At 71.2% G+C, this 22,542-nt stretch carries 13 protein-coding genes; 5 read left to right on the top strand and 8 right to left on the bottom strand.

What is annotated here, in order from left to right; genetic code table 11:
* Positions 1-51: 51 nt before the first annotated feature.
* Genes EMA17_RS43160 through EMA17_RS52275 form a run of 4 tightly spaced genes read right to left on the bottom strand, consistent with a single transcriptional unit; the run spans position 52 to position 8,974 of the window.
* Complete coding sequence (locus EMA17_RS43160) at positions 52-4,452, bottom strand: tetratricopeptide repeat protein (protein WP_126642702.1); 4,401 nt, start codon at positions 4,450-4,452, stop codon at positions 52-54.
* Positions 4,449-5,483, bottom strand: coding sequence for a MoxR family ATPase (locus EMA17_RS43155; RefSeq protein ID WP_126642701.1), 1,035 nt, complete (start codon positions 5,481-5,483; stop codon positions 4,449-4,451). The genes EMA17_RS43160 and EMA17_RS43155 overlap by 4 nt, the downstream gene beginning before the upstream one ends.
* 3 nt (positions 5,484-5,486) lie before the next feature.
* Positions 5,487-7,838, bottom strand: a complete 2,352-nt coding sequence (locus EMA17_RS52280; RefSeq protein ID WP_160161776.1) for a VMAP-C domain-containing protein — start codon at positions 7,836-7,838, stop codon at positions 5,487-5,489.
* A complete protein-coding gene (locus tag EMA17_RS52275; protein ID WP_160161775.1) occupies positions 7,826-8,974 on the bottom strand; it encodes a hypothetical protein in 1,149 nt (382 codons plus the stop codon). The genes EMA17_RS52280 and EMA17_RS52275 overlap by 13 nt, the downstream gene beginning before the upstream one ends.
* Before the next feature lie 234 nt (positions 8,975-9,208).
* Here EMA17_RS52275 and EMA17_RS52270 point away from each other — a divergent pair, with 234 nt between their 5' ends.
* Complete coding sequence (locus EMA17_RS52270) at positions 9,209-9,355, top strand: hypothetical protein (protein WP_160161774.1); 147 nt, start codon at positions 9,209-9,211, stop codon at positions 9,353-9,355.
* Positions 9,356-9,448: 93 nt separating this feature from the next.
* Here the strand turns inward: EMA17_RS52270 and EMA17_RS43145 are convergent, their stop codons facing one another.
* Entirely contained in the window at positions 9,449-10,435 is a 987-nt protein-coding gene (locus EMA17_RS43145) for a haloalkane dehalogenase (RefSeq protein WP_126642700.1), read from the bottom strand.
* 97 nt (positions 10,436-10,532) lie between these two features.
* A complete protein-coding gene (locus EMA17_RS43140) occupies positions 10,533-11,129 on the bottom strand; it encodes a TetR family transcriptional regulator C-terminal domain-containing protein (protein WP_126642699.1) in 597 nt (198 codons plus the stop codon).
* A 9-nt stretch (positions 11,130-11,138) separates the two neighbouring features.
* Between EMA17_RS43140 and EMA17_RS43135 the strand changes: the two genes are divergently transcribed.
* Positions 11,139-14,381 carry a DEAD/DEAH box helicase gene (locus tag EMA17_RS43135; protein WP_371863133.1) on the top strand — a complete coding sequence of 1,081 codons (3,243 nt, stop codon included), beginning with the start codon at positions 11,139-11,141 and terminating at the stop codon, positions 14,379-14,381.
* Between the two features lie 370 nt (positions 14,382-14,751).
* Here the strand turns inward: EMA17_RS43135 and EMA17_RS43130 are convergent, their stop codons facing one another.
* Positions 14,752-15,333, bottom strand: coding sequence for a transcriptional regulator (locus EMA17_RS43130; RefSeq protein WP_126642697.1), 582 nt, complete (start codon positions 15,331-15,333; stop codon positions 14,752-14,754).
* Between the two features lie 6 nt (positions 15,334-15,339).
* Positions 15,340-17,796, bottom strand: a complete 2,457-nt coding sequence (locus tag EMA17_RS43125) for a DnaB-like helicase C-terminal domain-containing protein (RefSeq protein WP_126642696.1) — start codon at positions 17,794-17,796, stop codon at positions 15,340-15,342.
* An 882-nt stretch (positions 17,797-18,678) separates the two neighbouring features.
* Between EMA17_RS43125 and EMA17_RS54855 the strand changes: the two genes are divergently transcribed.
* From EMA17_RS54855 to EMA17_RS43110, 3 genes are all read left to right on the top strand, one after another.
* Positions 18,679-20,139 (top strand): serine/threonine-protein kinase, encoded by a 1,461-nt coding sequence (locus tag EMA17_RS54855; RefSeq protein WP_246127268.1) that lies wholly within the window; start codon positions 18,679-18,681, stop codon positions 20,137-20,139.
* Positions 20,140-21,327: 1,188 nt separating this feature from the next.
* A complete protein-coding gene (locus EMA17_RS43115) occupies positions 21,328-21,570 on the top strand; it encodes a hypothetical protein (protein WP_126642695.1) in 243 nt (80 codons plus the stop codon).
* A gap of 7 nt (positions 21,571-21,577) precedes the next feature.
* Positions 21,578-22,486 (top strand): helix-turn-helix transcriptional regulator, encoded by a 909-nt coding sequence (locus tag EMA17_RS43110; protein ID WP_126642694.1) that lies wholly within the window; start codon positions 21,578-21,580, stop codon positions 22,484-22,486.
* The last annotated feature ends 56 nt before the right edge of the window (positions 22,487-22,542 follow it).

Here is a 22,542-nt window from a genome sequence, read left to right as displayed (position 1 = left end):
GTCAACTGTGCCCGAGCGGTGGCACGGTGACCACAACGATTTACGCCGTCTTTAGTCATCGCCGGCGTCCTGGCGTGTCGGTGTGTCGGCTCGTGCGGCGTCGACGGCGACGAGTCCGACGTGCCGCGCCCGGGTTTGCTCACGTAGATCTCCGATCCGTTGGGCTGAAACGGGGTCGTCGGCTCGGGCGAACGCCTCTTCGGCGGCCTCGAAGAGGGTCAGGGCCTCGTCGGTGTGGCCGCTTCGTGCCTGTGCGGTCGCGTAGTTCGCCGTCAAGGTCGCCTCGAGATGTGGGTCGCGCGAGAGGCGGGCGGCGTGGACGGCCTGTTCATGGGCCGCGAGAGCCTCGTCGTCTCGATCGGTCGCCTGCAGTACGAGGGCGAGCTTTTGCCAGATGATCGCTTCGTTGTGTCGATCCGAGTCGTCGCGCAGGAGTTCGATGGCGCGTGCCATGTGGGTGGAGGCGTCGTCGATGTCGCCCATGCGCAGGAGCGTCCCGCAGAGATTGGCCAGGGCGAACGCCTCGTTGGTGCGGTCTCCGGATTGTGTGAAGAGCTGGTGTGCGTCGGCTTGGACCCGGTGGGCCGAGACGAGGTCGTCGGATTCGAGCAGGGCGGTGCCCAGGTTCGCGAGGGCGCATGCCTGGCTGTGGTAATCGCCGGCTTGGCTGAAGAGGTCGGCGGCTTGCGTGTGCGCGTGTCTGGCCTCGTCAAGTCGTCCAAGCCTTCGGAGGGTGACGCCGCGATTGTCTTGTGCCGACGCCTGACCGTGGGTGTCGGCCATGCTTCGGAAGAGTTCGAAGGCGCTTTGGTGGGCGTCTGCGGCTTCCTCGAAGCGTCGGGTGTCGGTGAGGGCGAGTCCGAGGTTGTTCCATGCGATGGCTTGGCCGTGTCGGTCGCCGCTGTGTGTGAAGAGCTCGAGCGCGAGGCGGAGTTCGTGGAGGGCATCCTCATGTCTGCCCATGTCCCAGAGCAGGAGTCCGAGGTTTCCGTGGGCTTGGGCAAGGGCGGGCTGGTCGTCGGTTCGTCGTTGTTGGAGGGCGAGGGCCCGACGATGGGCGGCGAGTGCTTCGTCGAGGTTGCCTGCGCGGCGTAGGGCGAGGCCGAGGTTGTTGGCCGCGAAGGCGAGTGTTCGGGTGTCTCCACTGTCGAAGGCGAGGTGTTCGGCCTCCAGGAGTGCGGATCGAGCCTCGTCGGATCGCCCGAGTTCGTACAGGGCCAGTCCCAGGTTGTTGAGGGTGTCGGCGAGTCCGTGGGGGTCGTCGATGCGCCGCTGCAGGAGGGCGGCTCGCTCGAGGGCGTCGACGGCGTCCGTGTGGCGGCGGTGGAGATGGAGGGTGACGCCGAGGTTGTTCGCGGCGGTGGCCTCGCCTCGGGGGTCGTCGACCCGTGCGAAGAGGTCTTCGGCTCGTTGGAGTGCGGAGGTCGACTCGTCGAAGCGGCGTTGGCCGCGCAATGCCTGTCCGAGGTTGTTCCACGCGGCGGCTTCGGCGGGGGTGTCGTTGACGCGGCGGTAGAAGTCGCGGGCCATGGTGCTGACGGTGTGCCAGTCCTCGAAGTGGCGGCGTTGCTCGAGGTACGGGCCGAGGGTGAGGGCGAGTTCCACGTGCTCGCCCGTGTCGACGGCGACGTGGACCATGGCGATCAGGCACGCGCGTTCGGCATCGAGCCAGGTGAGCGTCGATCGGGTCTCGTCGGGGGCGGGTCGTTTCTCCTGCGGGGCGTGTAGCCCTTGGTGCGTGGTCAGTCGTTGGACCGCGGTGTCCGCGGCGGAGGCGTAGTAGCGAAGGATTCTCCGCTGCGCCGTGGTGTGTTCCGCGGGGTGTGAGGGCGAAAGGTGGTCGCGGAGGTGTTGGGCGTGTGCCCGTACGAGGTCGTGCATGGCCAGGCGAGGGCTGCTCGTCGGGGTGGCGACGAGGTGGAGGAGGCCTGCGGCGACGAGCCGGCGTAGGCGGCGCCGGGCGGTGTCGTGGGCGGTGTCCAGGAGGACGATCGCCGCTTCGAGGGAGATGTCGGGTCCCGGGTGGACGGACATCAGGCGAAAGGTGAGGGCCTCGTCCGCGGTGAGGCGACCGTAGCTTTCGTGGAGGACGGCCGTCAGCGCGGTGTCGGTGGCGTGCGAGGTGTTCGTGTGTCGGATGCGGTGGACGAGGTCGGCGATGGGCTGCCTGGGTTCCGCGACGAGTCTTCCCGCTGCGATGCGTAGGGCCAGGGGCAGATGTCCGCAGAGCGCGGCGAGTGCGCGAGCGTCCTCGGGGTGCTCTTCGACGCGTGTGTCGCGGGGGTCGGCGGCTCTGAGGGATTCGTCGATCAGGGCCAGTGACGCGGGCGGGAGGAGCCTGTCGAGCGTGATCTGCGGGACGAGGCCCTCGGCGACGGGTTGTTCCGCGCAGAGGACGAGTCGGTGGGGTCGGCCGGGGAGGAGGAGTTCCCAGTCGATGGTGGGAAGCACGTTGTCGACGGTCACGAGGACGCGTCGACCCTGGTCGGCGAGTGTGGCCAGAGTGCGGCGGTACAGGTCCGTGCGGTGTCCGGTGCTGTGAGGGATGCGCGTGTCGGGGATGCCCAGGGCGACGAGGAGCGCTTCGAGTGCCTGCCGTTCGAGGGCGGGGGCGACGTCGTCGTGGAGGTCGAGGGTGAGGAAGGTGTCGAACCAGCGTCGTGCCTGGGCGACGCGGGCCGCGGTGAGGGCCAGGGTTGTCTTGCCGACGCCGGGTAGACCGCGAAGGAGCACGCACTCCGGGGGTTGTGATTCGCTCTCGTCGTCGTGGGGGGCCAGGGCATCGAGGAGCAGGTTCAGCTCGGGTCCGCGGCCGGTCATGTCGTGATGGATCGGGGGAAGCGAAGTAAGGACGTGGGGGGTCCAGGACGGGCCGAGGGGTTTGCCGGGCCGAGGTGCGTGTGTCGCGGAGGGTGGTGTCGCGGAGCCGTTGCGGATCTCGGCGAAGGGCGCGCCGGGGGGTGGGGTTTCGCCGGGTCCGTAGAGCCAGGCAGGGAATCCGGGTGTCTTGCCGGCGAGTTCCTCGAGGCGGGCCGAGATCGCGGCGGCGCACTGTCCGACTGCTCGCGGGGGGACGGTTTCGGCGAGGAGCGGGCCGATGTCGTCGTCGAAGGTGAATGCCTGGTCCGGTGGGGCGATCGCACCTCGTGCGTGGTCCGGGGGGTGGAAGCTCTTGAGGAGTCCGGCCAGGACGACTTCGGCGAGGGGGACCGTGCCGGCCTCGCCGAACAGGGCGGAGCGGACGAGGTCCATGACGGGGATCGTGAGGGGTGCCATCGCGGCGAGGTGACCCGCCAGGTGTTTGGCCTCCGGGGACGCGGCGCGGACGAAATGCTCGAGTCTGGCCCGGGGGGAGGGAGGGACGATGTCACCGGTGCCGGCGACCACGTCGGTCCACAGGGGCAGTTCGACGCATTCCTGGCGGGCGGTGACGGCGTGCGCCCACCGGGTCAGGGCTGCGGGTGTCAGGTCCAGGACCGGCACGGGCGCACGGTCGTCGGGGTGCTCGATGGGGAGGGCGGGGTGGGTGACTCGCCACGCGGTGTTGGGGCTGCCGGGGTGTTCCGCGTGGACGAGCCACGGCGCGGCGCGCAGGCTCGATCCGTCCCACAGCTGCGAGGGCAGGGTCTGGATGACCGCGGTGGGGCCGATGCGTGCCCAGTCGTCGACGACGGTCCGCATGCGACCGTCCTTCCAGCCGTTGCCGGCGCCGTCGGTGACCAGCAGGACCATCGTCTGTCCGGAGGGGTCGACGAGGCCGTGGGGGCTCTTGGCGACCCCGGAGGTCTCGAACGGGCGCACGAGTGCCAGGGGTTCGCTGCGGGAGGAGGGGTGGAGCAGGCCGTGGACCTGGATGTGACGGAACGCGCCGGTGCGTTCGAGGATCTGCCTCAGGTGGGTGGTCAGGCGGCGCCACAACAGCATGGAGGGGCCGCCGTCGACGACCAGGGCCAGTCGCAGCCAGCGTTCCTTGGCCGGTCGCAGGACGGGATGGGGGTTCCCGGCGGCCAGTGCCTCGGCGGTGGCGATTTCGTCGAGGACGTTGCGCACCGGGCTGGGGCGGGTGCGTTTGAGGCCGTGCAGCGCCTGGCCTATGTCGAGCTCGCGGGAAAGCGGGCGTTCGCTGGGCAGTGACACGGGGACGGCCGGCCGGGTTCGCCCACCGCGACCTCCCGGGCCGTCGTGGCCGCGTTGGCGGGGCAAGGGCGGCGGGACCGCGATCGCGGGGACCGCCGTATGACCCGTGGTGGGAGCCGGGCGTGGCGGGGCGTCGATGCCGGGCGGGCTTTCCGCGCGATGGGGCGTGGACGGGCGGACGTTGTGCAGGCGCGCGAGTGGCGTGGTGGCGTGGCCGAGACGGGCCGCGAGCCACAGGGTGTCGAGGATTCCTTCCGCGAGGAGGGGGTCGTCGGGCGTCCGCAGGATGGCCTGGATCTTTTCGAACACGGTCACACGACTCCGCTGAGGCGGTGCAGGACCACGCGCAGCAGTTTCTCCGGGTCCAGCGTCGTGCCGCCGCGGCGCAGGAACACCGCGTTGAGGAGTTGGTCGGTGGCGAGTTCGCCGCTGTTGCGTCGGTTGAGGAACGCGGTGACGATGTCGTGGGCCTCGTCGGCGGCCTCGGAGCCGAGGTGGGCTTCGATGATGTCGCGCAGGCGTTCGCCGCCGGGCTCGGGGAGATACAGGGGGATGCAGCGCCGGCGGAAGGCCGGCGGGAAGTCGCGTTCGCCGTTGCTGGTGATCACGACGATGGGGAACTCGGTGCAGTGGACCTGGCCGCGGGGTACCTCGACGTGCTGGTGGGGGTCCGCGGTCAGGACCTTGACCGGGTCGACCAGGTCGGGCAGGCGGGACAGTTCGGTGATGTCGAAGGCGCCTTCCTCGAGGACCGTCAGCAGGTCGTTGGGAAGGTCGATGTCGCCTTTGTCGAGTTCGTCGATCAACAGGACCCGAGGGCGGGTGGAGGGCACGAGTGCGGTCCCCACGGGCCCGAGGCGGATGTAGGTGCCGATGTCGCGGTTGTCGGACTCCGCCGGGCCGCTGATGGTGCGTTGCTGTAACCGGCCGATCGCGTCGTAGCGGTACAGCGCCTCCTGGAGGGAGGAGCGGCTGTTGACGGGCCAGTGCAGGACGGGTCCTAAGACGAGTTCGTGGGCGATGGCCCGGGCCAGGGACGACTTGCCGGTGCCGGGGTGACCGGTGACCAGGAGGGGGCGCCGTAGGTGCAATGCGGCGTTGACGACGTCGATCTCCTCGGGGCCGATGATGTACGAGCGCCCGAACCCGTTCTTCCCGGACTCGCCGTCGCCCGGGGTGGGGTCCGCAGTTGCGGTGTCGCTCCCGGCCCGGCGACCGGCGAAACGGCGCCAGGGAGGCGCGGCGGGCATCGACGTGCGTGGTCGGGGGCGCCCGTCCCCGTGGAACAGTGTCCATTCGTCGTCCGGCGGCGTCGCCTCCTGCGCCGAGGGTGGGGTGGTGGTCATCGGCTACTCCATCGTCGCGTCTGGAAGGGCGGTCTGGACGAGCGTTTCGGGCAGGGCCCGGCTGGGGTCTTCGAGCATCAGCACGTAGTCGGGGGCCGCAGCGTCGGTGAGCGCGCCGGCGCGGTACACGCGCAGTTGTTCGGGGAGTTCGAAGGGGTTCCCGGCGAGGGGCAGCGGGTCGAAGTGATCCTCGGGAACGCCTTCGAGGGCCCGGGCGTCCCACACCACGACCGGGCACCCGACCTCGGCGGCGACGCGGGCGACGTCCAGGCGGTGCCGGGGCGCGGCGAGGACCTTCGCCCGGGCGGTCGTGGGGTGTTCGCGCAGCGCACCGTAGGCCGCGGTCCTGGGGTCGGTCGCGAGCGTCGACGTCGGTGGGAGGGGGACGACGTACGCGTCCTGGTGGCGCGCGTCCCACCGGTCATCGAGCGAGCGTCTGCGGGCTTCGGCCGAGCTGGGGTGGGCGCCTTCGTAGCGCAGCACCACCGGGTGGTCCACGCCCAGGATCTGCGGCAAGGGGCTGCCCGTGGCCGGGGCTCCGTCCCAGGTGTCGGGGCGCGTGCCGAACTCCGTGAACGGAACCAGACATTCGATGACGGCGTCCGAGGCGTTCGCGCGGTCCCCACCCAGGACGTGGTCGACCGCCTTGTTGATGTCCCGCACCACCTCGGCGTCGGAGCAGCCCGTCGCCGTATGGACCAGGTCGAGTTCCCCTTGGCCGCGATCGGTCCAGATCGTGGAGGAATAGCTGCCGGGAACCACCGGTCCGGGCGGGCGTTCCGTACGCAGGCGCACCACGACACGCGGGGTGGCCCTTTTGCGTTCCCGGCCGCGGTCCCACTCCTGGACGAGGTGGCGGTGGCTCGTGAGCTCCCGCACGTCGATGCCCAGACGCTCGGTGACTCGGGCACCCCATCCGTGCAACCTTTTGGTCTGGGACGCGCTCACCACCGCCAGGTACTCGGTGAACCGCAACAGGTGCGGCAGTCTGCCGAGTCCGGGATCCGGGGTGCCGAACGTCTCCAGGTGGGCGCACAGCTTCACGACCCACTCGCCGAAGCCGTCGCCTCGGGCGGGTGCCGCTCCCGGGTAGGGGGCGTCGCCGTCGCACCGGGGTTGCGGCGAGAGCGCGTGATACCGCAGGGAGGCCTTGAGAACGGCGTCGGCCTCCCAGCCCTGCAAGGGTTCGACGGCCCGCAGGACCTCGAGGAGCGCCCGGTGTTCGGCGGGCGACAACAGGAACGGCGACGGCACCTCGCACGTCGTGATCGTGGTGGCCGCGTCGTGACTGCCGCCGAGCCGCAGTTCCTCGATCAACGCCGGCACGGCCCTGGGCACGCCGAGCACGATCGCGGCCAGGGCCCGTGCCGCCATGGGGCGGCGCTGGCGCGGGATGGTAACGCGGCACTGGCCGGCGACGGCGTCGGCGAGCGGTTCCAGGTCGCGGGGCATCCCGGGCGAGCGCAGCATCAGGGCGAGCATCTCGAGGTGGGCCGGGTCGGGGGCGCCCGGGCCGGACAGGAGTTCGTGGTGTTCGTACCCGGGTCCGTAGCTGAGGTAGAACAGGGCGGGTTCGTGCCCGGGGCCGCCCGCTTCCGCAACCGACGCCAGGTGTTTGCGGATGTATGTGGACATGTCCAGGAGGTTCGGCGTCAGTCCGCCGTCCTCCTGGGGTTCGAGCCAGTCCAGCAGGGCCCCGCAGAAACCCTCGCGCCCGGGGTTGTCGCCGGCTCCCTGGCCACGTCCGGCGGAGAAGAGGAAGAACTGTTTCAGGTCTCCGCGCGGCGCACCGACATCGATCCGGCGCGTCATCAACGAGGAGAGTTCGTCCTCGGACAGGAACGTCGCACACGCGTCGACCATGATCAGTTGCCGGGGGAACGCCGGGACGCGATCGGACGACAGGAGCAACGCGAGTTCCTCGACGACGACCGCCCCGCCGACGCCCGGACCGGCGGCGGGCCCGTACAGGATGCGTCGTTGCTCGCCGTCCATCGCGCCGTGGCCGCCCCAGAAGACCCACAGCAGGTCGCCGTCCTCGACCGGGATGCCCGCCAGTGTGGAGACGAACGTCTCGAGGATGAGGTCGAGATCGGTCGCCTCGCGCACCGTCACCGGGTGTGGGGTCGACCCGTTCGGCGAGACGACACCGGCCGCGGGGGGCAGCGTGGAGGACCACCGATGGATCTGCCTCGGTGGCACTCCGCGGGCGAGGAGCCAGTCGGTGAAGCGGGTCGCGTCCGAGTGCGGGCCGCGCAGGTTCCACGCGGTGTCGGTGTACTTCTCCAGCCCGACGACGACGGCGTGTACTCGCTCGGGATCGACCGGACCGAACGTCTCGTTCAGCCAATCCACGACGCCGCCGCCTCCCACACGTGCGGGTTTCCCCAGTAGGCGCTGTGGGACGTCGGGAAAGGCTGCCCGTTGGAGACCTGCACGTCGGTCACCCACGGGCCGAACACCGAGGCCGGGTAGGACAGCATGTCCTGCGGATCGTGGATGTTGAGCCACCTGCGGGGGAAGTGTTCGGGCAGCCCGGCGGGCGCCTCCACGCTGCGCAGCGCACCGATCTCGTGGAAGTAGCCGGCCTGGGATCCCACGGTGATCAACCGGTCGACACGCTCGGGTGGTTCCGTCGCCAGCAGGTCCACGCACGCGATGCCGCCGAGGCTGTGCCCGAGCAGGGTGACCGGGCCGTCGCCGGGCACGTCGTCCACCGACCGCGCGATCAACTCGTGCAGTCCTTCGCCGTGCGCCTGGTACCGCAGGATGTCCCCCAGCATCCGGGTGATCGCGTCGATGTGCTTGCCGCGGCGTGACCGCAGATACAGGGTGCCCAGGTCCTGCACCCATCCCGGGACCTTCTTGCGGATCGCGTCCAGGTCCCGCGCGACGGCCTCGAGCACCACGTTGCGTCCGGCACCGGTCGGCGCCGGCGCCTCCCCCAGGGCCACGATCGCGTACGCGACCAACGCCCGCGCCACCACGTACCGGTGGGCGTGCGCGTCGATCTCCGCGGTCTTCGCCGCCGCCCGCAACTCCGCCGACGCCCGCACCCGCGCGAGCGCCTCGTCGAACGCGGCCGAAAGCCCGTATCCGGTCAGCGTCTTCCGCAGGTCCGGTGACGGCTCCCATTGCTGGATCCCTCGCAGGAACACCTGCTCGGCGGGCTCGGCCCTGGGGCCGGCACGCCTCGCGGTCGCCTTCTGCAGGCCCAGGAGCCGCAACTCCCGCCAGGGGTCGGTGTACAGCACCCGCCACATCGCCGGCTGCTCGTCCTCGGGATCCGCGATCCCGCCGCCGGAGGTCTCGTAGCCCGGCACGGAGGCCTGGCTCGCCGAACTCGCGCCCTCCGCGTCCGCCCAATAGCAACCCCTGAACCGCACGTCCCGGAAGCGCTCCGCGAAGACCCCGGACAACACGCCCATGGTCTCGTCGAAACTCTTCGCCCTCACCCCGGTCCCGTGCACGAACAACACCGAACGCGCCATGCGGACCTCCCCCCGGTCGGCGATCGCGCCACCGCACCGACCGCGGCACCGCCCCCTGATCGCTCCGTAATCGTAGAGTCACGGACGAGCCCGCGACGCGCGAAGACCCGAACTCGGTGGCCGGAAAACGAACCGCGGTGGGACTGTGGAACCAACGGTGGAACCTGATCATGAAAGTGACACCGAGAGATGACTGACGTGATGTCAGAACCTGTGCAGGACGGTGGGGTTGACGTGCCTCCGGTGGATGTGGTCGACGAGTGGCCGATCGACCGGTTGGTGGGCCGGGCTCCTGCTCAGAGCCTGGACCCGGTGGGCGAGGGCGGGCTGTTGCGGCAGCCGGCCGAGCGGATCCTTGAGGGCGGCCCTGCGGCGATGTGAACGGGCCCGGGGCGGGCGAGGGTGGTCGGGTCTCGCGTCGCCCGCGGTGCGTCCGTGCCGTGTGTGCGTGTTCCCGGGGGGCGGGGGTGGTGTTCAGAGGTGTCGGACGAAGTCGTGTACGGCGGTGCCGATTTCGTGTGGGGAGTCCTCTTGGATGTAGTGGATGCCGCGTACGGTGACCTCGGTCTGGTTGGGCCAGGTCCGGGCGAACTCGAGCGCGCGGCCGACGAGGATTGCGCCGGGCTCCGCCGAGATCAGGAGTTTGGGGATCGGGCTGTGGGCGAGCCAGCGTCCGTATTCGTCGACGGCGTGTGCGACGTCGGAGGGCGTTCCGTCGATGGGGAGTTCGCGCGGGAACACCAGGGTGGGCTTCCGGGAGGCCCGGGTTCGGAACGGCGCCCGGTAGGCGTCCATCTCGCGTTCGTCGAGCGGGCGCAGGATGCTCTTGGGGAGGACGGTCTCGATGAAGAAGTTGTCGTCCATGATCATCCTTTCGCCGTCCTCGGAGCGCATCGCGCGAAAGAGCGCGTCGCGGCCGGCGGGGAAGTCCGACCACAGGCGGGGTTGGACGATCGCCTCCATGTAGGCGATCCCCTCGATCCGGTCGGCGTGTCGGCGTGCCCAGTCGAACCCGAGCGCCGAGCCCCAGTCGTGCAGGACGAGTGTTACCGGGCCGGTGGGCAGTACGGCGTCGAACCACGCGTCGAGTCGGCGGGAGTGGTCGGTGAAGCGGTAGGCGCCGTCGGGGGCGGGGTCCGAGTCACCCATGCCGACCAGGTCCGGGGCCAGGCAGCGTCGATCGCCGGCCACGTGTGGGATCACGTTGCGCCACAGGTAGGACGAGGTCGGGTTTCCGTGCAGGAAGACCACCGGGGCCGTGGTGTCGCCGCCGGATCCGGTGTCGACGTGGACCATCCGGGTATCGAGCACGTTCACCGCGGATCGCGGGTGGGTGTCGTCGACGGGGATGCCGAGCGGCGTGCGGGTACGGGTGTCGGTGCCGGTGTGGGTGCCGGTGCCGGTGCCGGTGTGGGTGTGGGTGCCGGTGTGGGTGCCGGTGTGGGTGTGGGTGTTCGTCATGGCAGGTGTCCTTTCGGGCACGAACAGGTTTGGGGGGGTGGCGCGTTCGCCCCGCGCGGGTCGGGACGGCCCGGGCGCGGGGATCGAGTGGAGGGCGTCAGCGGCCGGGTGCCGGTGCGAGCACGGTGGTGAAGACGACCGCCTTGAACCGCTCCAGGGGTTCCGGGTCGCGTTCGACCTTCATCCGCAGGATCGCGCCGTGCCACGACGCCAGCAGGAAGTCGGCGAGGTCGAGGACGGGCACGGTGGGCCGGACGTCGCCGGCCGCGACGGCGTCCTCGAGGCAGCGGGCGAAGGGTTCGCGCCAGCGCGCGAAGTATTCCGCGATGCGGTTGCGCAGGAGTTCGCTGTGCTCGGTGGAATCCAGGCTGGTGTTGCCGATCAGGCACCCGTCGCGCCAGCCGCGGTCCTCCAGGCGGGCGGTGACCGCGTCGAAGTAGGCCCGCAGGCGTTCCAGGGGCGGCCGGGTGTCGTCCTCCAGCGTCGCCGCGACGATGGTCAGCACGTCGCCGAAGTAGCCGTCGAGGACCTCCAGGCCGAACGCCTCCTTGGAGGCGAAGTGGTTGGAGAACGAACCCAAAGGAACCCCCGCGCCCGCGGTGATGTCGCGCACACTCGCCCCCGTCAGGCCCAGCCGCCTCACGGTCTCGGTACCGCCGGCCAGAAGTTGCGTCTTCTTCGATGGTCTCGCCATGACTTCAATATGGACGACCATATTGGAATTGTCAACGGTTCCCCGAGGATCCTTGTCTCCACCGGGCCGGCGTCGGTCGGCCCGGTGGAGTCGGGCTCGCGCCACCTTCACGCCGGACACCGCCGGGCCGGTAATTTCGCGCGCCACCCGGACGATCGGGCGAGGACCGTCCAACACCGGGCGAACGGCCTCGTCCTCGAACTGCGGCGTATATCTCTTCGGCACGTACCTTCTCTTTCCGGCTCCCTGCGAACCCACGCGGGCTGCTGTCCGGAAGGTCGAGGGCGTCTCGGACCCAGCGACGCCGTTTCGAAGGGTCGAGCCCACTCCGGTGTCCAGCCGGGGCCACGACGCGGGAGTATGGCACTCGTCGCACTGCCGGTTCCTCCCGAAGCGGCACCGAGACGCCGGCACGACCACGATCCGGGACCCGGCGACGTCAAGAGAGGCACCGTGCAGCATTCCTTGCCACTTTTCCCGTCCGAGACCTCACCACGTCCCGTACGCGGGCCGGTATCGCCACTGCGCCCGCACCAGCGCGAGGCCGTGGACGCGATCGTCCGCGCCCTGGAGAACCCCGATGTGGACACGGCCCCGGACGGGCCGCACGGTGGCACCAGGGCCACCGCGGTGATGGCCTGCGGCACCGGCAAGACGAGGATCGCCGCAGCCGTGGCCGCAGCCCTCGCGCCGCGCGGGCGGGCGCTGGTCCTGGTCCCCACCCTCGATCTGCTGACCCAGACCGTCACGGCCTGGCGAAACGCCGGGCGCACCGCGGGGACGCAGATCGCCGTGTGCTCCCTGGCCGGCGATCCCACCCTGCACGAAGCCGGCGTGCGGTGTACCACCAGCGCAGCACGACTCGCCCTGTGGGCCAGTAGTGCCCAGGGGCCTTTGACGGTGTTCGCCACGTACCAGTCCCTGAGCGCCGTCCTGACCGCCCAAGCGGGCGTACACGGCCTCGCCCCGGCCGGATTCGACCTCGTGATCGTCGACGAGGCCCACCGCACCAGCGGGTCCGCCGGGAAGGAATGGGCCGCCGTTCACGACAACACCCGACTCCCCGCCACGCACCGGCTCTACCTCACCGCCACCCCCCGGGTGTGGGAGCCGCCCGCGAACAGCGCCTACAGCGAAGCCGCCACGCCGGACGCCGACCCCGAACTGCCCCCGGCCCTGGCCGAGGACGACGTCTGGGAGGACGACGTACGGGAGAACCTCGACGTCGCGGGCGAGACCGGGACGTGGGACGACGAGGGCGGGGACGATCGGCCGGTTCGCGTGCGGGGCGGGCGGCCCGTGCACTCGGCGCTGGAGGCGCGCGCGGTCGCGTCGATGGACGACGAGACGATCTTCGGCCCGGTGATCCACCGCCTGGAACTCGCCGCTGCGGCCCGTATGGGCCTGATCGCGAGGCCGAGGGTGGTGGTCGTCGAGATCACCGATCCGGAGGTCCAGGAGCTCGCCGCGGCCACCGGCAGCGACCTCAACCGAGGTCTCGGCCGGCGCGGCATCGACGAGGTCGAGCGCTACCGGGCAGCGCGCCTGGTCGCGCTGCAGACCGCCGTCCTGCGCGCCGCCGCCGACCACGACCTCGACACCGTCATCGCCTACCACTCCCGCACCCTGGAAGCCCGAGCCTGTGCGGCGAGCCTGCCGGACGTGGCCGCGCGCCTGCACCGGGACGACCCGGAACGCCACCCGGAACCGGTGTGGGCGGACTGGTTGAGCGGCGAACACCCCGCCGAACACCGGCGCGACGTCCTGGCACGATTCGTCGAACGCGCCGACACCGACGGCACCATCGCCCGCAGGGCGGTGCTCAGCAACGTCCGCGTCCTCGCCGAAGGCGTCGACCTGCGTGCCCGGGCGGTGGCCTTCATGGACCCCAAGTTCAGCATCGTGGAGATCGTCCAGGCCATCGGCCGCGCCCTGCGCCAACACCCGGGCGAGGGACGCACCGCCACCATCATCGTCCCCGTCTTCCTCGCACCCGGCGAACGACCCGACGACATGCTCCTCTCCGACAGCTACCACCCCCTCATCCGCACCCTCCACGCCCTCGCCGCACACGACGCACGCGTCCTGGACATGCTCGCCACACCCGCGCCCAGCGGACCCAAGACCCGGGCGCGGGCTGCCGACATCGAGGACACCGACCGCCGAACCGCCGACGCCCGCGAGCACATCGAGGACCGGGACGAGGTAGAGCCCGGTGACGGCGACCAGGACGACGCCGGCGTCGAGGAGCGGTTCCTCGTCCGGTTCATGACCGACCGCGACCCCACACTCCTGCGCGACTTCATCAACCTACGCGTCGTCAACCCCGAACGCCGGGACTGGCGACGCGGATACCACGCCGCCAAACGCTGGCACACCACCCACGGTCACCTGCGCGTGCCGCTGGAAAGCATCGACTACGACACCGAAACCGGGACGTCCTACCCGATCGGACAATGGGTCGGAGACCAACGACGGGCCTACGCGGCCGGGTCGATCACCCCGCATCGGGTCGAGCTGCTCGAACTGCTGGGCATGGTGTGGAACACCGACGACACCGCCTTCGAAACCGGACTCGCCATAAGCCGCGCCTACTTCGCCGTCCACGGCCACCTCGCCGCACCCAAACCCGCCGCGATCAACGGTTACCCCATCGGCCAATTCCTCGCCAACTGCCGACGGCCACTCGAAACCCGCAAGAACCCCGAACGGTGGCACCGACGCTGGGCGCGGCTGGCGGCCATCGACCCCGATTGGAACCCCACCGGACGCGACGACCCGGCCAAGCGGTGGTCGTCGGACTGGCAACGCATGCTCGCCGCCGTACGCCTCCACGTCGAAGCCGGTGGCCGCGTCCGCGACCTGGTGCCCGGACACACCGTCGGCGGCGAGGACGTCGGGGCCTGGCTCCGGCGGCAACGGCGCATCGCGGGGAGTCTGACGCCGGCGCAGCAGGCGGCGTTGGCCGAGGTCGGCGTCGACGTCGACGTCACCGAGCGCACGGAGCAGCCGGCGAGGGCAGCGGCGGCGCGAGCGGACCGATGGGCCCGCACGCTCGCCGCGGCGACCGCGTACCGCGAGCGCGAGGGGCATCTCACCGTCCCCCGCAAGCACGTCGAGACCGTCGAAGACGGTGGCGAGGTACATGAGGTCAAACTCGGCATCGCCCTCGCCAACGCACGACAACGGCGGGCAACGTACCCACCGGAAAGGCTCGACGCCCTCACCGCACTCGGAATGAGATGGACCTGAGTTCGGCACCGGGGCCGGGGCCGGGCGCGGGTGCACTGCGGGCCCGACGCGCGAGCCGGATCCGGTCCGCGATCGGCAACCCGCCCCGGGCGCGGACGACTTCCGGTCGGCGCCATCGACCCCGCCGCCGCAGGGTCTTGCCTCGCGCGGTGTGGGGCGTGCGGTCCCGGGTCACGCCTCGGGTACGGCCCTCGCGTCGAAGGTGCGTCACAGGTGTTTCGAGTGTGCACGAAAGGGTGCGTGGTCGGGTGGCGGTACGCGACGCCCCGGCCGGGGTCTTCCCGCCCGTCGAGGCGTCGGTGGCCATGACGGCCCCGACGGGCGGCTACGTGTCGCGCGTCGCACGGGCCCGCGCTCGGGCGATTGGGGTTCAGGCGGCGAAGCCGACTCCGGTGGCGTATTCGTAACCGCCCCAGTCGGATCCGAGGTCGGCCAGAACCTCGTCGGTCCACTCGTCGTCCAGGGTGCGTTCGTCGCCGGCCGCCCAGGCGCGGACGATGGCGTCCCAGCGGCGGACGTTGACGCTGCGGTGCCCGGCAACGCCCGCCCGGCGGTGTGGCTCGCGTACGCCGGACTGGTCGTGGGGGTGCAGTTCGACGCGGGTGCCTCGCCCGTTGTTGTTCAGCCGGCGGGTCAGCGAGCGGGCCACGTTGCGGCGGCGCAGGTCGCGGTAGGCGGCGTCGATGCGGCGCAGGTTGGCGCGGTTGGGGGTTCGGTCCTCGGCGAGCCAGGCGGCGAGGGTACGTGGGGTGGCGGTGATGCCGGCGGTGTCCATGGCGGTGTAGCCGGCGGTGGAGGCGGTGAGGTAGCGCAGGCGTGCGGCGAGCCCGCGTTCGGTGTCGACGGGGGAGACAACGCCGTCGGCGAGCTCGTCCAGGCGCCGCGCGGCCAGGGCCGAGGCGCGCGTGCCGTGCATCCCGTACTTGCCGGGCTCCAGGGAGCGGTACGGCATCCGCGGTCAGTTCCTTTCCTTGGTCTGGAGGGTGTACGTGTCCTTGATCTTGACGTCGCCGACGCCGCGGCCCTCGGTGAAGACCGTGCGCCAGTCGCCGCCGGTGAGGTGGAGTTCGTCGGTGCCCATCACCCGCACCACGGCGAGGCCGCCCTGGTGGGCCTTGAAGGCCTTGACCCACAGGTTGGAGAACGCCTGGCTGCGGATGATGTGCATCCAGTCGGGGCGGTTGATCTCCCGGTTGTAGTTCGAACCACCCATCGTGGAGACCAGTTTGGCGTACATCTGCTTCACGTAGTCCAACGTGACGTCGTCGCCGTCGGCGATCGCCGTGTCGCGGGCGTCGCGCAACGCGGCCCGCAGCCGCTCCAGGAGGTTCTCGGTGGCCACCGCCGTCCAGGACTCGAGGACCCGCGGTTCCTCGCACAGGCTGCCGTACGCGGGCGACGCGCAGCGCAGGAGGAGACGCAGCGTGGGGTCGGTGATCCACAGCGGGCCGGGCTCGTCGCGGTCGCCGAGGGGGTTCGGGAGGTCTTCGTGGTCCCAGGCCGGGGGGTCGACGAGGTAGATGCCGGCGCGGCGGCGTCTGCGGCCGCGCGGGCCCTCGAAGTCGTCCAGGTCCGGGCCCGCGCGGTGTTCGAGCGGGCCGATCGGCAGATGGGCCTTGAGCGCGGACAGGTACGCGGCGTTCATGTCCAGGGCGGTGACGTCGTGATCGCCCGGCGGCAGGTTTTTGTTGCGCCACTTGGGGCGGGCTTCCCAGATCGCGTCGGATTCCTCCTTGCTGCGCTTGCGCAACAGGTCCGGCAGGGGCGGGTACCAGGTGTGCTCGTACCGCGAACCCGCCCGGGACAGGCGCAGGAGTTCCATCACGTCCGGGATCGCCCGGCGGGCCAGGGCCTCGCCTGCGGCGGTGATGTCGCCCTGGGCGGCGGCGAGTTCCTGCGCGACGGCGGCGGCGATCGTGCCGGGCAGGGGGTCCTCGTCGGTGTCCGGTACGACCCTGCGCGCCTTCGACGCGGCCGGGGCTTTCGGCGCGGCGGACGCGGGGCGGGCACCGGTGCGGGCGGGCGTGGTCGAGGGGCGGGGCGCGGTCGCCGGTGTGCCGGCCGGGGGCCGGTCTTGGCGGCCCCGCGCCTGTTCGCGAGATGCGGGGGCGGGCGGTTCGGCGTTGTCGGCCGGACCGGCCTCGGCCCCGACGGTCGAGGCCGGTGGGGGGTCGGTGAAGCGGACGTGGGCCAGGTCGGCGTGCAGTGCCGCCTGGGCGACCGGGCCGAGGTCGCGTTCGGCGACGATCGCGAACGCCTGCTCACCCTCACGGGTCAGATGCACCACGCTGTCCGCGTCGGCCAACGCCGCTGCGACCTCCGGAGGTTCGCCGGCTCCCGTCTCCCACACGGCCACCACCGGCACGTCGAGATCCGCGGCCAACCGGCGCAACGCGGCCACGCCGTGGCGAACATCGGAAACGGCGGGACCGGCGCTGCCGAGAAGGTGGTTGAGCGGGTCCACCGCGATCAGGCGCAGGCCCGCGATGTCGGCGGCGGTCTCCCGGAGCAGGTCCAGGGTGAGGTCGGCGCCGTCGTCCAGGAGCAGTCCCCCGGCGGCCAGGCGGGCGGACGCCGCGTCGGCGGCGTGGCGTTCGGTCTCGGCGAGGGTGCCCGCACGCAGCCTGCGGTGGTCCACCCCGGCGGCGGCCGCGGTCAGGCGGGCGGCGATGTCGGCGCGGGGGCGGCCTGGCGTGCACGAAAGCACCGTGTGGGGTGTGTCGGGGTCGTCGGCCGGGGCCAGGGTCGCGGACAGCACCGTGCCCGCCGCGAGCAGGCCGGCGCCGGCTCCGGGCGCACCGACGACCAGGACCAGGCGGCCGGGCAGCGCGCCGCCGCCCAGGGCCTCGTCCAGGGCGGCGGGGCCGAAGGAGACGGCGCGGCGACGGGCGGTGGTCGCCTCGCCCAGCGCGGTCGCGAACCCCGCGACACGACGGCCGGTCTTCGGGGTGGCGGGCGGGTCCGGCGCGGTGGTGTCGGGGTCCGGGCGCGTGGTCGTCGGCGGTGCGGGTCGGACGGCGGCCGGGGGTGCGTTCGCGGGTGTCGGCGCGGCCGAGAGATGGGTGATCTGGGCGTAGACGGTGCGGTAGCGCAGCAGCAACTGCGGCGTGCCCTCCGCCGCCGCCCGAACCAGGTTGCCCAGGCCCTGCCGGGCCGCGGTCATCGTGAACACCGGCAACTCGCCCTGCGCCGCGATCACATCCGGGGTCGGTGGTGCCAGCACGGCGCGTACGCCGTGGGGGGCGTGGACCACGATCCGGGCGCCGGCGGCGGCGTCGGCCACCATCCGGGCCCACTTCCGGCGGACCTCCTCCACACCCAACGCCACGTCCGGACCGGGACCGGGACCGGTCGCGAGGGGGCGCGAGGGCTCCGCCCGCTCGTCTCGATCCGACGCCCGGCTCTCGTCACCCATCCGCCTGACCTCTCGCATGATGACATCAGTACGCTCTGATCCTACCGCAAACCGACGTAATAAGCTGGCGAATGATAAGGAATTCAAGTCGAAATGAAGTCATGGTCGGTACTCGGGCCATGGCCATGGGTTGCGAATCGAGTCACGTGCGTCCGCCGGTCGAGCACCACCGGGACCGGTCGGTACGACGCCCCGAGTACCGGCTGGGACGGCACACTTCCCGACGACCCGCGTTCGACGGCGTGGCCGCGGAGCGGTTCCGCGACAGCATCCACTCTCCCCGGACGGCTGCCGGATCGTCGTCTCCCGTGCCGCCGAACGCGCAGGCCCGGACATGAAGTCGACCGGGCACAGCGCCCGCCGCGGACGCGTCACCACCGGCCGCCGGCGCGGCAGGAAGCCCGAAGAGCTGCGCAAGCAATGTCGGTACGCCGCGCACGACCCGGTGTTCCGGAGCCACGGCGAGGACGGCGGGACGTGTGAGGACGCCGGCATCGACAACATCGGGCTGTGGACACGCGTATGCTCCGCTTCGGAGGTAGTCCTTTCTCGGGTGGGGCCGAGCGGATGGTTCGTGACCATCGGGACACGTCATGACGGCGCGGCCGGACAGCCCTGATTCCGGAGAGTCGACCCCTCTGAGGGCCTGCACCGGATGAAGCGAAAGACCTGCGCGAGCGACAGTCGACGGCCCCGATCCGCGACTGCGGACGCGCCGGGACTGGAATGCCGGTCCGGATCAGGACGGCCGTCACGGCGGAACCTCCTGGCGCTTGACGGGTTCCCGGGCAACGGGTGTGTCACCCACGCGGCCGCGTTCACGATCCCATCGCGCCAGTTCGCCGGCAGCGGGGCAGACATGTTCGAAACGGGGGCGTAGCAGTGCGAGACCTGCTCTTGGGGGGCCGCTACCGGTTGGTGCGACAACTCGGCGTGGGCGGAATGGGGCAGGCGTGGGAGGCGCAGGACGAGACGCTGGGCCGGCCCGTCGCGGTCAAGGTGATCTCCCTGCCGGCCGACGGCGGAAGTCGCGGCGACGAGGCGCGCGCCAGGTTCCTCCGCGAGGCACGCATCACCGCCCGGCTACAGCACCCCAACGTCGTTACCATCCACGACCTCGGCGAGACCGGCGCCGAGAGCAACAGGGTCCCGTTCCTGGTGATGGAGTTGGTTCGAGGCGAAGGGCTGGAGGCGAAGCTGCGCCGGGGCGCCGTCGCCCTGCCGGACGCGGCCCGGTGGGGCGCGCGGATATGCGACGCGCTCGCCGAGGCGCACAACGCCGGGATCATGCACCGGGACATCAAGCCCGCCAACATCCTCGTCACACCTTCCGACATCGTGAAGGTCCTCGACTTCGGCATCGCGCGGGCGGCCGACCCCTACGCGACCGCGGACCGGCTCACCCGGACCGGTTTCATCGTGGGGACGCCCGCGTACATGGCACCCGAACAGGCCCGCGGCTTCCCCGAACTGCGCAGCGACCTGTACGCGGTCGGCTGTCTGCTCTTCGAGCTGATCACGGGCCGGCTGCCGTTCCAGGCGCCCGACACCATGGGCTACCTCTCGGCTCATCTCACCCAGGAACCACCCGCGCCCAGCTCGGTGTCCACGGACATCCCCCCGGCCTGGGATCACCTCGTGCTCACCCTGCTGCACAAGGACCCCTATCAGCGGTACCCGAACGCCGCCGACCTCTCCCGGGCACTACGACAGATCGACCACACACCCGGGCCCGAATCCCGAGACGGCCGTACCCGACTCCTCACGGTCTCCCCGCACCGGCCGCGCTCCTCCGAATCCGGGGGCCGCGATCGTGCTGACGTGACGCTCACCGTGGACGCCCTGCTGCCGCAGGAGTTCGTCAACGACGTAGCCATCAGGTTCGCGCGAATCGCCGCGGGCACCCACCACCCCCGTGAGGCGGGCCCCGACCACCTGGCCGAGGAACTCACGCGCCGTGACTGTACCGAAGTGGTGGCCGGTGTCTACGCGGAACAGCCCGGTCCCCACGCCACGCCCGAGAACCCCGTCTACGTCTCCGTCCAGGTCTTCGCCTTCCCCGACGCGAAGACCTCCCTGGACGCGTTCGAGTACCTGAGGGGCGCGGCGCGCTGGGACCTCACCATCTGGAGGGCCCGGGACGGGGGCGGCCTCGAGCCCTGCCCCGACGAGGTCTACCGCAGCTATCGCTGGAGTCACTCCTGGCGCCGCCACAGTTACGTGACCGTCACGCTGGCCTACCGCGCCGACCTCACCAACGACGGCTCCATCAGGCCCTGGCTCGCCGCGGCCGCCCGCCGGGCCGCGATCTCCGCCGCGCCGCAGAACCACCACGGCTCCTGACCAGGCCGTGTAGAGGGCCGCCATCGGATGACCGACACCGTCCTCGCCGTCGCGAACATCGCGAAGTCCGGCCGGTGTTCCCTATGGGAACGCCGGCCGTGTCGTGTGGCCGGCGTCGAGGTGGTCATTACGACTTCCCCTTCGCCGACCGCTCCTCCAGCCGGCGCACGGTGCCGTTCCGGCGCGACCCTCGGGGATGCTCACACCGGGACGCGGTTGCCGGGCTTGTGGGACACGGCGCGGGCGCGTGCCGTGGGCGATCGGGTGAACCTCGACGTCGTGCCGGGTTCGACCGGCGGGTGTTTCACGTTGTCCCGCCATCGGGGGCGCGGTTCGCCCGTTTCTCAATGCGCGATCGTGGTTCGGCCGGGTGGGGTCGAATCAGCCGCGGAAGCCGGGTGCACGACCACGACGTGGCCGTGCCCAGGGATGTCTTCGCTGCAACGAGAGACACCCGTTTCCCCTATTGGTGTCGAGTGGCAACGGCCGGGGTGGACCGCGTTTCGAGGGTGGCCCGCGCGCAAGGAGGCGCGTGGCCGGCATGCCTTCGGCCCTTGCGGGCCCGGCACGCGGAGAAAGGCGACCGGCGGCGCCCATGCGGCATCGACGCGCACGTCGGCGAGAGCGGCGCCATCGTCCTTCCTCCTTTTTCGGCGTGGCCGGTGAACATCCCGGCCGACGGTCAGGGTTCCGGCGCGGCCTGCGAGAAGGTCGTCCGCCGGTGTCCGGGGCGGGGGGATCGCGACAGGGAACGGGGAACGGACCGCACACGAACCGGGACCATCACGAAGATCGCCGTGTACCTCATCGGTGCTTCCTCCCTCTCCCGTATCGGACCAGCACACGTCCTCCCGAGGAGGCTCCCCCGGTAATCGGCTGCGAGATGAGAGTGCCCCTTTCGCCGTCGTGTCACCAGTGCTCGAAGGCGGCGGATCGCGGACGACGCGTGAAACACGCAACGGGATTGTTCCTCGGCCGACCCCCGGGCCTGGGGAAACGGGTGAAATCCGTTGCACTCCCAAGTGGGACACCGTGAAACACGGAGGGTGAGAGCGGCTTTACGCCATGTGCCGAAGGGCTTGAAAATGGCCCCGAGTACTCGGACTTCGCTCGTCCTGCAAGACGTGCGGATCACCACCCCCCGAGGACTTCGTCGAGTGGCAACGAGTCGAGGGAGTGCATTCTTTGATGAAGAAGCCGTTGAAGAACCGCCGCGCGCTGTGCGGTTGCCCGCCCGCGCCGACGACCGGACCGGCGCTGCCCGGGTCGGCCGTCATCGTCGTCGTCGTCATCCTCGTCATCGCCGCGGGACTCAGCGTCCGCGGATACACGATGGAGAGCGTGACCACGATCCTCACCGTCGGCGGCCTGATCGCCGCCGAGATCATCCGTCGCCTGGTCGCGGTCTTCACGCCGCGCCGTACCGCCTGATCCGGGCGTGGGGCGCCCCACCGGCGCCTCGGCGAAGCCCGACCCCGTAACGGTCCAGGCGCAGTGGCTCAAGTCACTGCGCCTGGACCACGGGTTGAGCCTTCGTCGGATGGCGCAGATGACGACCGGCCGGGACTGGGCGGTCACCTACACCAAGCTCTTCCGCGCCGAGCAGGGCATCACGTCGCCCAAGTGGGAGACCGTGCTCGCCTACGTCGAGGTGTGCGGCGGCAACGCCCACAAGGCCCGACGGTTGTGGAACGCGGCCGACGCCGTGACCTCCACGACGACACCGACCGAGACGGCTCCGGCGGTCCGCACCGTATTGCCGCCGGAACACATCTCGGAGCCCCTGGAGTTGCTGCACGCCATGCGCGCCTTGCGCACGGCCCGCGGCCCCCGCCCACTGCGCGAGCTCGAGGACGCCGCCCGCGTGGACGGCGTCAGCTTCCTGCCGCGCAGCACCCTGGGCGCGATCCTGTCCGGCAAGCGCATGGTCTCGAAGCAGACGCTCCTCCACTTCGTCGGCGCCTGCACCGGCGCCGAACCCGACAGCACCACCATCCGGGCCTGGGCACGGGCATGGGACCGTGCGGACGCGCACCGCAGGGGGCTGCACACCCGACCGGCCCTGGCGAACCTCATCGAGGAATTGGAGACCAAGACGACCGAACTGAGCCGGGCACGGGAGGAACTGGCCCGACACACCACTACCCCGGCGGCGAACCCGACCGGCACCGACGTCACCATCGGGCACGTCGAGAGCGGCGACATCATCACGGTCGCCGCCCCGCCCCCGTCGAAACCGGCGCGCGTCTGGCACAAGATCCGTGCCCTGGTGGGCACCCTCCCCCACAAGTCCGGCCCGGCGCCCACGACGAAGATCCTCCGACCGGGTCCGATCGCCTCGCCGTAGGAGGACCCACCTCGCGGCCCGCCCCGTTTTCGACCCGGGGCGGGCCCGACCTCACA

The sequence above is a fragment of the Embleya hyalina genome (assembly GCF_003967355.1).
GTDB classification, from domain to species: domain Bacteria; phylum Actinomycetota; class Actinomycetes; order Streptomycetales; family Streptomycetaceae; genus Embleya; species Embleya hyalina.
Note: the sequence above shows the minus strand (reverse complement) of the source record. Positions and strands in the feature narration are given on the sequence as shown.